Source organism: Bradyrhizobium sp. JR3.5 (genome assembly GCF_054057015.1).
Genome location: NZ_JBSRYV010000002.1, coordinates 3,166,819 through 3,180,518 on the forward strand (window position 1 = coordinate 3,166,819; position 13,700 = coordinate 3,180,518).

Genomic DNA, 13,700 nt, shown 5'->3' on the forward strand with positions numbered 1-13,700 from the left:
CCTCGCTACACCTCCGCCTTGTCGGCCATCCCCACCGCCCACAGCGCGAAGGCGTAGACGATCGCGACCTCGTCGAGGCGGTTGAAGCGGCCGGAGGCGCCGCCGTGGCCGGCGCCCATGTTGGTCCGCAGCAGCACCGGGCCGCCGCTGCGCATGGTGGCGCGCAGCCGCGCGATCCATTTCGCCGGCTCCCAATAGGTCACGCGCGGGTCGGTGAGCCCGCCCATCGCGAGGATCGCCGGATAGTCCTTTGCCGCGACATTGTCGAAGGGCGAATAGGACAGGATGGTGCGGAAATCCTTTTCGCTCTCGATCGGATTGCCCCATTCGGGCCATTCCGGCGGCGTCAGCGGCAGCGTGTCGTCGAGCATGGTGTTGAGCACATCGACGAACGGCACCTCGGCGACGATGCCGGCGAACAGTTCGCCGGCGCGGTTGGCGACCGCGCCCATCAGCATGCCGCCGGCCGAGCCGCCATGGCCGACGATGCGTTTTTCACCCGTGTATTTCGCCTCGATGAGCGCGCGGCCGGCGGCGGCGAAATCGTCGAACGTGTTGGTCTTCTTCTCGCGCTTGCCGTCGAGGTACCAGCCCCAGCCCTTGTCGGCGCCGCCGCGGATATGCGCGATCGCGTAGACGAAGCCGCGATCGACCAGCGACAGCCGGTTCGCCGCAAACGACGCCGGCATCGCCATGCCGTAGGAGCCGTAGCCGTAGAGCAAGAGCGGCGCGTTGCCATCACGGGCAAAGTCCTTGCGATGCAGGATCGAGACCGGCACCTGCGCGCCGTCATGCGAGGTCGCCATGATGCGCGTGGTGACGTAATCGGCCGGGTTGTGGCCGGAGGGAATCTCCTGCCGTTTGCGCAGGACACGCGTCCGCGTCGCCATGTCGTAGTCATAGACCTCCGACGGCGTCGTCATCGACGAATAGGCAAAACGCAGATTGGTGGTGTCGAATTCGTAGCCGCCCATGGTGTCGAGCGAATAGGCCGCCTCGTCGAACGCGATGGCATGCTCCTCGCCGTTCTTGAGGTCGCGGATGATGATCGCCGGCAGCGCATTGGCGCGCTCCAGCCGCACCATGTGGCCGGCATAGAGCTCGACGTCGAGCACATAGACGCCCTCGCGATACGGGATCAGGTCGCGCCAGTTGGCGCGCTCGGGCGAGGCGAGCGGTGCGGTGACGACCTTGAAGTCGATCGCGTCGTCGGCATTGGTCAGGATGAACAGCTCGTCGCCGCGGTCGGCGATCGAATATTGCACACCTTCCTCGCGTGCCGCGACCAGCCGCGGCGGGACGTCGGGATTGGAAAGATCGATCAATCGCTGCTCCGAGGTCTCGTGGTCGCCGCCGGCGATCACGCAGAAGCGGCCGCTCGCGCTCTCGTGCAGATGGGTGAACCAGCCGGAATCCTGCTCCTCATAGATCAGGGTGTCGTCGGCCTGCTTGGTGCCGAGCCTGTGCCGCCACACCTGCATCGGGCGGTGATTGTCGTCGAGCTTGACGTAGAAGAAGCTCCTGGAGTCCGCGGCCCAGACCACGCCGCCATCGGTTTCCTCGACGAGGTCGTCGAGGTCGCCGCCGGTTGCCCAGTCGCGCACGCGGATCGAGAAATATTCGGAGCCCTTGGTGTCGGCACTCCAGGCGTGCAGCCGGTGATCGTTGGAATGCCGGCTGCCGCCGAACTTGAAATATTTATGGTCCTTTGCCAGCGCGTCGCCGTCGAGCACGACATGCGCCTCGCCGCCATCGCGCGGCGTGCGGCAGTACAGCTCGTGCTGGCCGCCCTCGCGGAACTTGCGGAAATAGGCGAACGGGCCGTCCGGCGACGGCACGCTGGAATCATCCTCCTTGATCCGCCCGCGCATCTCCTTGACCAGCCGCTTCTGCAAGCTGTCGGTGTGGCCGAGCAGGCTGTCGGTGTAGCCGTTCTCGGCTTCGAGATAGCTGCGGATGTCAGGATCGAGGATCGAGGGATCGCGCAGCACCTCCTGCCATTTCGGATCCTTGATCCAGGCATAGTCGTCCGTCACCGTGATGCCGTGGGTGGTGAAGGAATGCGGCCGGCGCGGCGCGACAGGGGGCGATGTTGTGGTGGCGGATTTGGTCACACGATCCTCATGGTGCGGGGTTCCGCCTTATATCGGGATGAATGTGGCGATTGCCAGATGGGAGCGCTCCACGGTTTTCCCGTCATTGCGAGGAGCGCAGCGACTAAGCAATCCATATTTCTCCTGGCGGTGAGGTGGATTGCTTCGCTTCGCTCGCAATGACGGTGCGGAAAAGCGTCAGCCGTTCCGCAGCTTCGCGCCTGCGTTGCCGCCGGACATCGGGATCTGGTTCACCGCCAGCACTACTGCGAATGTGATCACCAGCATCGCGATGCCGAGCACGGCGATCGCGGCGAGGTCGCCGCCTTCGTTGAGGTCGTAGATCAGGACCGACAGCACCTTGGTCTGCGAGGTGAACAGCACGATCGCCGCCGACAGTTCCCGCATCACGCCGATGAAGATGAAGCACCAGGTTGCGATCACGCCGGTGCGCAGCAGCGGCGCGGTGATCTGGCGAAGCGCCTGCAGCCGCGTCGCGCCGAGGATGCGGCTCGCTTCCTCGAGCTCGGGATGAATGGTCGTGAATGCCGCCTGCAATTGCTGATAGGCCGACGGCAAATTGATGGTGAGGAACGCCAGCAGCAGGATCCAGAGCGTGCCATAGAGCACGAAGGGCGGCCGCGTATAGCTTAAGAACAGGCCGACGCCGAGCACGATGCCGGGGACGGCGACCGGCGCCGTGGCGAGGAACCCGAGGATGCGGTGGCCCGCGATCACCTTCCGCGTCGTCACATAGGCGATGACCAGCGCGAGGATGGTGCCGATTGTTGCGGTGGCGGTGCCGAGGATCACGGTGTTCTTCAGCGCGAGCTGGGTCGACGACAGTTCGGTGAATACGAAGACGATGTTGTGCAAGGTCAGTGTCGACGGCGTCACCAGCGTGGTCGCGTTCGGCGAAAACGCGGCGTTGAGCAGCGCGAGGTAAGGCAGGAAGACGGGATTGAGCAGGACCACAAGGCAGAAGCCAAGTGCGCGGCCCAGCGCCAGCCGCGCAACTCGACCCGGCGCGGCGCGCCATATTTGCCGCCGATCACCGAATAGCCGCGGCGGCCGAGCAGCGCCTTCTGCCCTTGCAGCAGCAGGATCGTCAGCACCAGCAGTGGCACCGCGGCGGCGGCCGCGAGCTCGAGCTTCGGCGGATACTGGAATAAGCTCCAGATCTTGGTCGTCATCGTGTGGAAGCCGGCCGGCAGTGCCAGGATCGCCGGCGAGCCGAACAGCGTCATCGCCTGCAGGAAGGCGATCAAGGCGCCCGCGACCAAAGCGGGCAGCGCCAGCGGGATGGTGACCCGCCGCGCCGTGGTCCAGGCATTGCCGCCGAGGATCGCGGAGGCGTCCTCCAGCTCGCCCGGCATGGTGTCGAGCGCATTGGCCACCAGCACGAACACGAACGGGAACGTGTAGCAGGAGATCACGAAGATGATCCCGGTCATCGAATAGATGTTGAACAGCGCGTCGGCATCCTCGCCCGCGAACAGCCGGTAGAGCTGGTTGAGCAGCCCGGAATTCGGCGCCGCCAGCAGTTCCCAAGCGACCGCGCCGAGGAACGGCGGCGTCACGAACGAGGCCGTCACCAGCGCGCGGATGGTCTGCCGGCCCGGCATGTCGGTGCGCGACACCAGCCAGCTGAGCGGCGCCGCGACGATGCAGCAGATCAGCGCCGACGTTGTCGCGATGATCGCGGTGGTCAGCAGCGGATCGAGGAAATCGGGATTGCTGAACAGCGTAACGAAGTTCTCCAGCGTCGGATGGCGGTTCTTGTCGGTGAAAGCGTAGACTGCGAGCCACGACAGCGGCAGCAGGATCAACAGCACGAGCACCGCCGCGAACAGCCACAGCACGGGGCGCGTCCAGTCGATGCGGGCGCGGGTGGTGGGGGAGATGGTGGGCGTGAGGATCATGCGAGACATCTCTCCTCGTCATTCGCGGTGCGCAATTGCGCACCTGAGGGCACGCAAAGCGCGAGCCCGAAATCCATACTCATGATCGCGGTTATGGATTCCGGGCCTGCGCCAAGAGGCGCATCCCGGAATGACGATTGTTGCGAGGGCCGTACCATCTAAACCCTGAACAGCCGCGCATAGCGCGTCTTGATCTCTTCGGTCATCGCCTCGACCGCCGCCGGGTTCTCCTTCATCAGCTTGATGTCGGAGAGCTTGCGCCGGCCGGCCTTCGGCTGCACCTGCGCGTGCACCGAATACTGCCCGGTGAAGTCGACGAAGAATTGCTGGGTCTCGCGGGTGTGCAGCCAGGCCTGGAACAGTCTTGCGGCGTTCGGGTGCGGCGCGCCGGCGAAGATGCCGGTCGGTCCCGAGATCGTCGGCGTGCCTTCCGTCGGATAGACCGGCTCGACCGGCTGTCCGGCTTCCTTCAGGAGCACGATGCCGTATTCATTGCCATCGGCCATGACAGCGCGCTCGCCGAGCGAGAGCTTCTTCGGCGGATCGGTCGAGGACTGCACCTGCATCACGCGCTGCTTGGCGAGTTTCTCCAGATAGGGCCAGCCGAGCTCGCGGACGATCTGGAACGTGGCGGTCATGATGGTGCCACTATAGGCCGGATGGCCCTTCACCATCTTGCCGGCCCATTTCGGGTCGAGCAGATCGGCAAAGCTCTTCGGCGCATCCTCCGCCTTTACCAGATTGGTGTTGTAGGCGATCGACGACAGCCACAGCCGCGTGGTCACGGCCATGCCGTCCGGCTCGCGATATCCGTCGGGAAAATGCTTTGCGACTTCCTCGGGGACGAACGGCATCAGCCAGCCGCTCTTTTTCCACGGGATGAAGTGCGAGGCATCGGCGCTGTTGACGACGTCGGCGGCGTGGATGTTGGCGTCGAATTCCTGTGCCACGCGCTGGAACAGCCGCTCCGAGCCCGAGCGCTCGATCTCCACGGCGATGCCCGGGTAGGCGGCCTCGAACGCCTTGCCGAGCTTCTCGCCTACCGGCAGGTCCATCGACGAATAGAACACGAGCTTGCCTTCTTTGGTCGCGGCCGCCACCAGATCGGGCGTGATCGCGGCCGGCTCGGGCGGCGCCGCGCGCGCAGGCGACGCGAATACCTTGCCGAGCGCAAGCGCCGCAGAGCCTTTCAGGACGTGGCGTCTGGAGATTTGTTTCCGCATCGCGTCCCTCCGTTTCTTGTTCGTTATCGACTGAGCGCGCGGCAGCGTTCGGGCGGCAGTGTCAGCCAGACCTCGCTGCCCTTCTCGACCGCGGTCTCGGTCGGCGTGGTCACCCGCAGCGAGGTGCCGTCAGGCGTTTCCACCATGTAGTCGCGGTTCATGCCGAGATAGACCTGCCGCGTCACGACGGCTTTCAGCGTGTTCTGCGCTGCGGCGGGGGCTTGCGTCGAGAGCTGGATCTCATGCTGGCGGATCGCGACCGGCGCGCTCTGGCCGGCCGTGAGCCTGGCGCCAACCACCGCGAGCGTCGCGCCGGAGAACTCGACATGGGTCGCATCGCGCGCGGTGCCCTTGATCACGTTGGCCGCACCGATGAAGCGCGCGACGAATTCGGATTCAGGCCGCGCATAAATGTCCTCAGGGCTGCCGAGCTGGTCGATCTTGCCGGCATTCATCACCGCGATCAGGTCGGCCGTCGTCATCGCCTCGGATTGATCGTGGGTGACGTAGACGGTGGTGTAGCGATATTCGTCGTGCAGGCGGCGGATTTCGAACCGCATCTCCTCGCGCAGATTGGCGTCGAGATTGGACAGCGGCTCGTCGAGCAGCAGCGTCTCGGGGCCGACGATCAGCGCGCGTGCCAGCGCGACGCGCTGCTGCTGGCCGCCGGAGAGCTCGCCCGGATAGCGCTGCGCCAGCGGTTCCAGCTTGGTGGTCGCCAGGATCGCGGCGAGCTTCTTGGCGATGGCGTCGCGATCCATTTTGCGCAAGCGCAGCCCATAGACGATGTTCTCGGCCACCGTCATATGCGGCCACAACGCGTAGCTCTGGAAGATCATCGACATGTTGCGCTGCTCGGGCGGCAGCGTGCGCGCCTTCGATGACACCACGCGGTCGCCGACACGGATCTCGCCGCCGGATGGCTCGAGGAACCCGGCGATCAGCCGCAGCGTCGTGGTCTTGCCGCAGCCGGACGGCCCGAGCAGGCAGACCAGCTGGCCGTGATCGATCGTGAGCGAGACGTCATCAACCGCGACAAACGATCCAAACCGCTTGACCAGGCCACGCAGCTCCACCGATGCCAAGCGATCCCTCCATCTTGTTATGTTGCAGGGATCCGCGCCCGGCTGTTGCCGGCAGTAAAGCGGAAAATGATGACGGCGAATAGTGTTGATGCATCTCTAGCAATGCGCCTCGCGCAATTCCCTTCCCGTCATCCTGAGGAGCGCGCTCTTGCGCGCGTCTCGAAGGATGGACGCCCCGGATTTCTCGGCGCGCTCATCTTGCCGCGCGGCGGCAGCTTGGCCGTCGATCCTTCGAGACGGCCGCTGCGCGGCCTCCTCAGGATGACGGGGAAGGAGTTGCTCCGCGTCGATGGGCCAGTTGGCTGATCGTAACCCAATCCGATCGGATCAGCGCTTCCTTCTTCGCCCGGCTCCAGCCTTTGATCTGCCGTTCCGCCGCGATGCCGTCGGTGATGCGCTCGAAGTACTCCGACCAGACGAGGACGACTGGTCGCCGATTGTAGGTGTAGCCGGGGAAGGTGCCCGCGTTGTGCTGCTCGATGCGCGGTGCAAGGTCATCGCCCGTTGCGCTGCCGACATAGTACGAGTTGTCGGCGCAGCGAAGCATGTAGACGTAGATGCCCATTGTGATGACCCCGTGACCAGTGTCCCGCCATCCTGAGGTGCGAGCGGAGCGAGCCTCGAAGGATCGACGGCCCGGATATCTCCGCGCGCCTGTGTCAGCTTCGCGGCGGCAGCTCGGCCGTCGACCCGTCGAGACGCCGCGCGAAGCGCGGCTCCTCAGGGTGACGGATTCGGCGGCGGCTCGATCTGCTGCTCGCCCGTTACGCCTTCACGTTCTCGCCGAGCCACTGGATGGCGGCGTCGGCGCCGGCCTTGCCGTGCGGGATATTCAGCGCGGTGAGCGCGACCTCGACGACGCCGAGCGTGCCGAGGATCATCGGCGCGTTGACGTGGCCCATATGCGCGATGCGGAAGGCCTGGCCCTGCAGGTCGCCGATGCCGGTGCCGAGCACCACACCGCATTTCTCCTTGGCGTAGCGCTGGATCGCGGCGGGATCGGCGCCCTTCACGGTCACGGTCGTCACCGTGTTGGAGCGCTCGGCGGGTTCAGCGATGTTGAAGCCGAGCACCTGGCCCTCGCCCCAGACGGCGACGGCGCGGCGCACCGCTTCGCCGAGCAGCCGGTGCCGTTCGAAGGCATTCTCCAGGCCCTCGGCGTGCAGCATGTTGATCGCCTCGCGCAGCGCGAACAACAGATGCACCGGCGCGGTGCCGGCATATTTGCGGTAGTGCTCAGAGCCCTCGCGTTCGGTCCAGTCCCAATACGGCGTGCGCAGGTCGGCCTTCTTGTGCGCGTCCCAGGCGCGGTCATTGGCGGCGACGAAGCCGAGGCCGGGCGGCGTCATCAGGCCCTTCTGCGAGCCGGACATCGCAACGTCGACATACCATTTGTCCATCTCGAACGGCATGCAGCCGAGCGAGGCCACGGTATCGACCATGAACAGCGCGGGATGGCCTGCCGCCTTGATCGCCTTGCCGATCGCCTCGATGTCGTTATAGGCGCCGGACGCGGTGTCGACCTGCACCGCGAGGATCGCCTTGATCTTGTGCTCCTTGTCGCGGCGCAGCCGCTCCTCGACCTCAGCCGGGCGGATCGCGCGGCGCCAGTCGCCCTTCAGCACCTCGACATCGGCGCCCATCGCGGCCGCCGCCTGGCCCCAGCCGATCGCGAAGCGCCCGCTCTCCAGCACCAGCACCTTGTCGCCGCGCGACAGCACGTTGGAGAGCGTCGCCTCCCAGGCGCCGTGGCCGTTGGCGATGTAGATGTAGGATTTGCCCATGGTGGCGAACAGCTTCGAGAGATCGCGCAGCAGGCTTTCGGTCAGTTCGAACATCTCGGCGGAGTAGATATCGAGCGCCGGGCGATGCATCGCCTGCAGCACCTGATCAGGCATCGTGGTGGGCCCGGGGATGGCCAGAAATTCCCGGCCCGCGCGAACGGTCATCGTCCTGTTCCTTTTGGGTAAAGCTACGCAAATCATGCGTCTGAGGGGTCAAGCGTGAAGGATATGCCATCGCGGCCGCGATTGCGAGCCGGACGAAGATTCCATGGGGAGTGGATAGCGACCAAGTCTGAGGCCAGACTGAGGTTGCACCCATTCAACCTGGAGACGACGATGTTGCTCGATCATCCTTCCGACAAACTGGCCGCTATCCGCACTCAGTTTGGCGCAATTTTCGCGTCATTGGAACTGAGCCGTTCGACTTGGCTGGTCACCTCGCTTTCGCCGGGCAAAGGCGAGAAGATGTCCAAACACAGCGTGGTGGCCGGCGATCTTGCGGAACTGCTGAAGCTGTTCGCGGAGCTGAAGCGCAAGGCGCAGGCGCGCACGGGCGAGAGTTATCCGATCATCACCATCCAGGAGGCGGGGCTGGATGGGTTCTGGCTTCACCGGGCCCTGCAGCAGGAAGGCATTGAGAGCCATGTGGTGGATCCGGCCTCGATTGCGACGCCGCGCCGGCGCCAGCGAGCCAAGACGGACAGGCTGGATGGGGAGACACTGTTGCGGACGCTTCTGGCCTACAAGCGCGGCGAGCCTCGGGTCTGCGCCATGGTTGTTGCTCCCTCTCCCGAAGAGGAGGATCGCCGCCGGCTGTGCCGCGAACGGAGGACATTGATCGCGGAGCGGGTCGAGCATGTGAACCGGATCAAGGGTCTTCTGTTCGCGCAAGGGATATCGGGTTATGCGCCGTTGCGGCGGGATCGACGGAAGCGGCTGGAGGCCTTGCGGACTGGAGACGGGCGCGCATTACTGCCGCATCTGAAGGCGCAGATCGACCGTGAGCTCGACCGGCTCGAACTGCTGCTGGAGCAGATTGCGGCGGTGGAGCGCGAGCAGGATGCGTTGCTGGCCGCGAGCAAGCCGTCGGGCGGGAAGGCTGCATCGACCCCGGTTGCGATGCTGCTCGGTCTGAAGAGTTTGGGCTCGAACTTCGCTGCCGTTCTGTGGTCGGAAGCCTTCTGGCGGCAGTTCGCCAACCGCCGTCAGGTCGCATCTTATGTCGGACTTGCGCCGACGCCCTGGCGCAGTGGTGGGATCGAGCGCGAGCAAGGCGTGTCGAAAGCCGGCAATCCGCGCCTGAGAACCACGATGATCCAGCTCGCTTGGCTCTGGGTGCGCCACCAGCCGCAATCGGCGCTGACCCAATGGTTCAAGGCGCAGTGCGGCCGCAAGCGCGCGATCGTGGCGCTGGCCCGCAAGCTGCTCGTGGCACTGTGGAAATACGTGACCGCCGGCGTCGTGATCGAGGGGGCCGAGATGAAGGCCGCCTGATGCGTGGCTTCCTGCAAGCTTAAAACCAATCTGCCGAGGTTGATCAGCCTCGGCCGATCCGGGCGGACGAACCGATGGATTGCATGGCTTCAAACGCCGCAACGAAGAATGGTCCCGTCCTCTCGAGCCTGCCCGCCGCAAGCGGAATGTTGGTGCAGTCGCCACCGAGCGACGACCGAATGTGAGTTTGATCTGGCATGCAAACCAGATTGCCCGAACTGGCTCGACCCTTGGATCGCCGAACATAGGAGGAGTTCACGCCGCACTTCCCGACCCGACGAGCCTGAAGGCGTGCTCGCTCAGCTCAAGACCAAGCCGCTTCGCGGCGGCCCTGCCGGGCCGGTCTTGACCTGATCTGCGCGCGCCTTCCAAACCGGCCCATGGTCGGGACGAAGAGCTGGCCCGAAAATCGAACAAAGAGCTGACCATAAATCTTGACACACCAAATCCCCATGTGAGCAATCCAGCGTTTCCAAAAGCGCGGGACACAGCCTTATTTGTCGATGGTCTCGATCACCGCACGCCAGATCTGGTCCTTGAACTCGGTTGCGGCGGGGCTTGGAATCTGCTCGACGGTGCCGTCGTTCTTGCGGCAGGCCTCGACCAGCCGCATCACCCAGATTTCACCGTCGGTGTAATAGAGGTCGCCGCCGCCATTATGCCCGTCGAAGGTCGGGCCGATGCCGGTCACCTGGTATTTCGCGGTGACCATGCCGGCGGATTCGAGATCGGTCGCGAGCAGCGCGCGCTCGGCGTCGAGGTCGGGGGCGATATGATGCGTCACCGCGCCGGTGTAGCGACTGATGCCGACACTGCGGTCGAGCGTCGCAGCACCAAGCCACACCGGGCGCTTCTCCTGACCCTGATCGAGCACCCGCCAGAAACGGACATGGTTGCGGCGATCCGCGCTCGATCCGACCGGCCGTTCGAAGGCGAGGTCCTCGCGGCGGCCGAGATAGAACAAGTTGCTCACCGGCGCATCCTTGTAGGGACGGTCGAGCAGCACGCTGCCTACGATTTCGATCGAGGATTTCAGCGTGACCGGATCGGCCGGGAACCAGCCGGCCTCGTGCATCGCGCAGACCACGTCCTTGGTGTCGCCGATCAGCCCGACATTCATCGGGTCGCCGGGAATGCCCTGCGCGGTGCGGGTCACCATCGGTAGATTGGCGAGGCCCTTCTGGTGCTCGTAATGCGTCCACAGCGCCGGCAGCACCAGATAGGCCGCGATCAGATAGATGACCAGGACGAACAGCAGCAGCTGCAGATAGCGCACGCGTTTGCGACGGCGCGCCGCAGGCGGGTTGATTTCGACGTCAGTCACGGCACACGCTTCCGGATCAGTGCGTGGCGCCCTAAAGCGCGATGAGATTGGGTTGAATCGTCATCGCGCCTTAGCTCTTTGTTTGAGCATGATCTTATCGGAAAACCGCTTCGCACTTTTCCGGATCATGCTCTAGCGCCGCGTCTCGCGGCAGCCGGCGGCTACGGCTTCCTCGACCGAGCAGAACCAGCGCGTGCCCTTGCTGATCTTCATCTCGATCTTGGCGTACCAGCGGCTGGTCGGCTGGTGAAAGATGCATTCGCCGGCGCGGTTGACGTTGCCCTTGATGGTGCAGTCGGGCGAGGGCGCGACCGGGCCGGAGGCCGAGGCGAGCAGGATCGAGTGTGCACTCTCCGGCACTTTCACGGTGCCGAGCACGGTGGTCTTCTTGTTGCGCACGCGCCAGTCCCACGGCGCGATGAACGCGCCCTGCCACATCCCGGCCTTGGCCTCGCGCGCCGCCTTCTCGTCCGGCTCGTAGTCATGCGAGATGCGGGTGTAGGCCAGCGCCCAGCCATTGCTGACCATCCATTTCTGGATGTCCTCGCCGTCGACCTCGCAGCGCGCAATGGTGCGGCCGCGGCGATCGACCGAACGAGCGTGGCAGGTCCAGCTCTTGTTGCCGGCATGCTTGATCAGCTCGTCGCGCGCGGCGACGCCGCAGGTCCAGCGCTCACCCTTGGTGTTGAGGCAGAGCTGGTCGGTCGACGGCGCGTCGATCCCGCCGAGCCGGATCTTGACGTTGCCGATCATGAGCTGGTCGCCATCGCGGATCTTCGGCACGCCGGTGATGTCGGCGGCGACAGCCAGCGTCGGCAGCGACAGCAGCAGGCCAGCAGTGAGCAGCGTCTTGAGCATCGGCGTTTCCGGCCAGTCTTTCGTTCAGCGTTTCGAGCCCAAAGGATCGGCGAGGATTGTGCGGGCAATTGGGCAACCCTGCCAGTGGTGTTGCGTTTCCGCCAGTTTCAACTTCGCGTCATCCCGCTCCGCGATGTCATCCTCCCCCTCCTGCGCTCTACCCATCCTACGCCGCAACCATCCGCTTCCTGGCCAGCGCCAGGGCCATCAGCACGAAGGCCGACGTCACCTCGGGCCCGCCGACCAGGATCCGCGTCGGGGTCTTCATCTTATTCCATTCATAGGCCCTGTAGGGTCCCTTGCGGCCGCCTTCGCCGAGGCCTTGCACGATGCAGTGCAGCGCCGGCGTGAAGGTCGAGACCTCGGCGCCAAGATGCGCCAGCGCCATCAGCGCGAGCGCGGCGTCGAACGGGTTCATCTCATGCGCGATCAGCTCGCCCTGGACGTAGCCGAGCACGCGGGCGCGGATCAGCGCGAACACATTGCCGGGGTCGATGACGCGCTGCGCCGCCAGCGGCAGCGCGATGAAGGCGGCGTAGCAGCGGCCGAAATAGGCCGAATAGAGCTCGGGCAGATAATAGATGTGCGAGCGCGGATTGCTGAACGCGCCGCTTTCGACCAACCTCTTCTGGAAGGCGATGATGCGATGCACCGTCTCGAGCCGCTGCGGCGTCTCGATGATCCGCCAGCGGGCGAGGTTGCGGAACGAGACCTCGAGGATGTCGAGGTTCAGCGTCGGATCGAGGTCGTTGCCGTAAGGCCGCTCGCCCCCGAGATTGTCGATCCAGGTGACGACACCGCCCTCATAGTCGATGTTATCGTTGAGCGGCACGGTGACGCGCGGCTCGTTGGCGCCCGCGCGGACCTGGTAGCCGCGGTAGAAATCCAGCAGCGGTTGCTGCAGGATCGGATCGTCGGAGCCGGCTTGCGTCGCGGCCGAGAACGCGCACGCCGTGGTGTCGCAGTCGGGCACATAGACGCCGAAGCCGAGGTCCTGCTTGATCTGGGCGAAGAAGCGCGAGAAACGCGGATGCTGTCCCGGCGCCAGCGCGGTGACCACCTTCACGACCGAGCCGTCATGCGACGGCACCTCCTCGGCGCTGGTCTTCAGGCAGAACTCCACCATCTCGGCGACCGCGCGCCGCGCCGCGCCTGCTTCGTCCGGTGACGCGAGCCCGGTCTCGACATAGCTCAGCAGCGCCTCGGTGAAGAAGGCATCGTAATAGGCTGAGCGATGGCGGATCTGCACCGGCTCCCACATCGGCTCGGCGATGCCGCGCCATGGCGGGTTGATCAGCGCGCGCGCCGGCGAATGCGCGATGAAGACCCGCGCCAGGCTGAACAGCAAGGTCGAGTTCTTGTAGCCGCGCGCGTTCAGCCCGGTCAGTGCCATCAGCATCTCGCGCCCGCCGATGTCGGCATCGCCGATCAGGTTGAAGGCGGCATAGGTCGGGATGAAGCCGCATCGGCCGAACGAGCCGAGCAGATGCGCGCCGGTTAAGCGGATCACACGGTCGATCTCGGCCGTCGCCGGCGGATGGCAAGCCGTCGTCGCGGCCGGCGGGGCGGGGTGGTGCACGCCGATGCCGTCCATCAGGTCGGCGACCGGGGCGCCGACCGCGGCCCAGTCAGGCGCCGCGGCGTCGCGCGCCTCGGTCAACGCCGCGCGCAGGCCCGCCAGGCGGTCGGCGTCGTTGAGGGCGGGCAGGCCGGTGCGGCGGAGCAGCGCGCGCAGCGCCGGATTGCCGAGCGCGGTCCGGTAGAACTTCCCGAGATGGGCATCGCCGCCGCGATAGGCCTGCAGCACGGGGTCGCAGACGTCGTAAAGCGACGGGCCGTCCTTCTTGGCGGTCAGCGCCCGGCATACCGCGCCAGCGATCTCGTGAAGGCTCATGAATCCCTTTCTCAAGGAACCGG

At 65.4% G+C, this 13,700-nt stretch carries 11 protein-coding genes; 1 reads left to right on the top strand and 10 read right to left on the bottom strand.

Translation table 11 applies throughout. The annotated features are described in order from the left end of the window. Positions 1–5: 5 nt before the first annotated feature. From ACVWW1_RS32115 to ACVWW1_RS32145, 7 genes are all read right to left on the bottom strand, one after another. Entirely contained in the window at positions 6–2,114 is a 2,109-nt protein-coding gene (locus tag ACVWW1_RS32115; protein ID WP_456658629.1) for a S9 family peptidase, read from the bottom strand. 177 nt (positions 2,115–2,291) lie between these two features. Continuing rightward, positions 2,292–3,068 (bottom strand): ABC transporter permease, encoded by a 777-nt coding sequence (locus ACVWW1_RS32120; protein WP_456658630.1) that lies wholly within the window; start codon positions 3,066–3,068, stop codon positions 2,292–2,294. Beyond that, the gene (locus ACVWW1_RS32125) at positions 2,987–4,015 is read right to left on the bottom strand and encodes an ABC transporter permease (RefSeq protein WP_456658631.1); all 1,029 of its coding nucleotides are present in this window, start codon (positions 4,013–4,015) and stop codon (positions 2,987–2,989) included. Before ACVWW1_RS32125 ends, ACVWW1_RS32120 begins: the two co-directional genes overlap by 82 nt. Before the next feature lie 158 nt (positions 4,016–4,173). Then, a complete protein-coding gene (locus ACVWW1_RS32130) occupies positions 4,174–5,238 on the bottom strand; it encodes an ABC transporter substrate-binding protein (protein WP_456658632.1) in 1,065 nt (354 codons plus the stop codon). Positions 5,239–5,261: 23 nt separating this feature from the next. Beyond that, on the bottom strand, positions 5,262–6,314 hold the full coding sequence (locus ACVWW1_RS32135) for an ABC transporter ATP-binding protein (RefSeq protein ID WP_456660723.1): 1,053 nt from the start codon (positions 6,312–6,314) through the stop codon (positions 5,262–5,264). A 265-nt stretch (positions 6,315–6,579) separates the two neighbouring features. Continuing rightward, positions 6,580–6,888, bottom strand: a complete 309-nt coding sequence (locus tag ACVWW1_RS32140) for a GIY-YIG nuclease family protein (protein WP_456658633.1) — start codon at positions 6,886–6,888, stop codon at positions 6,580–6,582. A gap of 199 nt (positions 6,889–7,087) precedes the next feature. Continuing rightward, the gene (locus ACVWW1_RS32145) at positions 7,088–8,272 is read right to left on the bottom strand and encodes a pyridoxal-phosphate-dependent aminotransferase family protein (RefSeq protein ID WP_176534284.1); all 1,185 of its coding nucleotides are present in this window, start codon (positions 8,270–8,272) and stop codon (positions 7,088–7,090) included. Between the two features lie 171 nt (positions 8,273–8,443). On the opposite strand from ACVWW1_RS32145, the gene ACVWW1_RS32150 reads away from it, so the two are divergent. Further along, on the top strand, positions 8,444–9,601 hold the full coding sequence (locus tag ACVWW1_RS32150; RefSeq protein WP_456655413.1) for an IS110 family RNA-guided transposase: 1,158 nt from the start codon (positions 8,444–8,446) through the stop codon (positions 9,599–9,601). 493 nt (positions 9,602–10,094) lie between these two features. Here ACVWW1_RS32150 and ACVWW1_RS32155 read toward each other — a convergent pair whose 3' ends face one another. From ACVWW1_RS32155 to ACVWW1_RS32165, 3 genes are all read right to left on the bottom strand, one after another. Next, complete coding sequence (locus tag ACVWW1_RS32155; RefSeq protein WP_456658634.1) at positions 10,095–10,925, bottom strand: LssY C-terminal domain-containing protein; 831 nt, start codon at positions 10,923–10,925, stop codon at positions 10,095–10,097. 132 nt (positions 10,926–11,057) lie between these two features. Beyond that, positions 11,058–11,783: a thermonuclease family protein gene (locus ACVWW1_RS32160; RefSeq protein WP_456658635.1), complete on the bottom strand. Its 726-nt coding sequence runs from the start codon at positions 11,781–11,783 to the stop codon at positions 11,058–11,060. A 166-nt stretch (positions 11,784–11,949) separates the two neighbouring features. Next, a complete protein-coding gene (locus ACVWW1_RS32165) occupies positions 11,950–13,677 on the bottom strand; it encodes a hypothetical protein (protein WP_456658636.1) in 1,728 nt (575 codons plus the stop codon). Positions 13,678–13,700 lie beyond the last annotated feature (23 nt).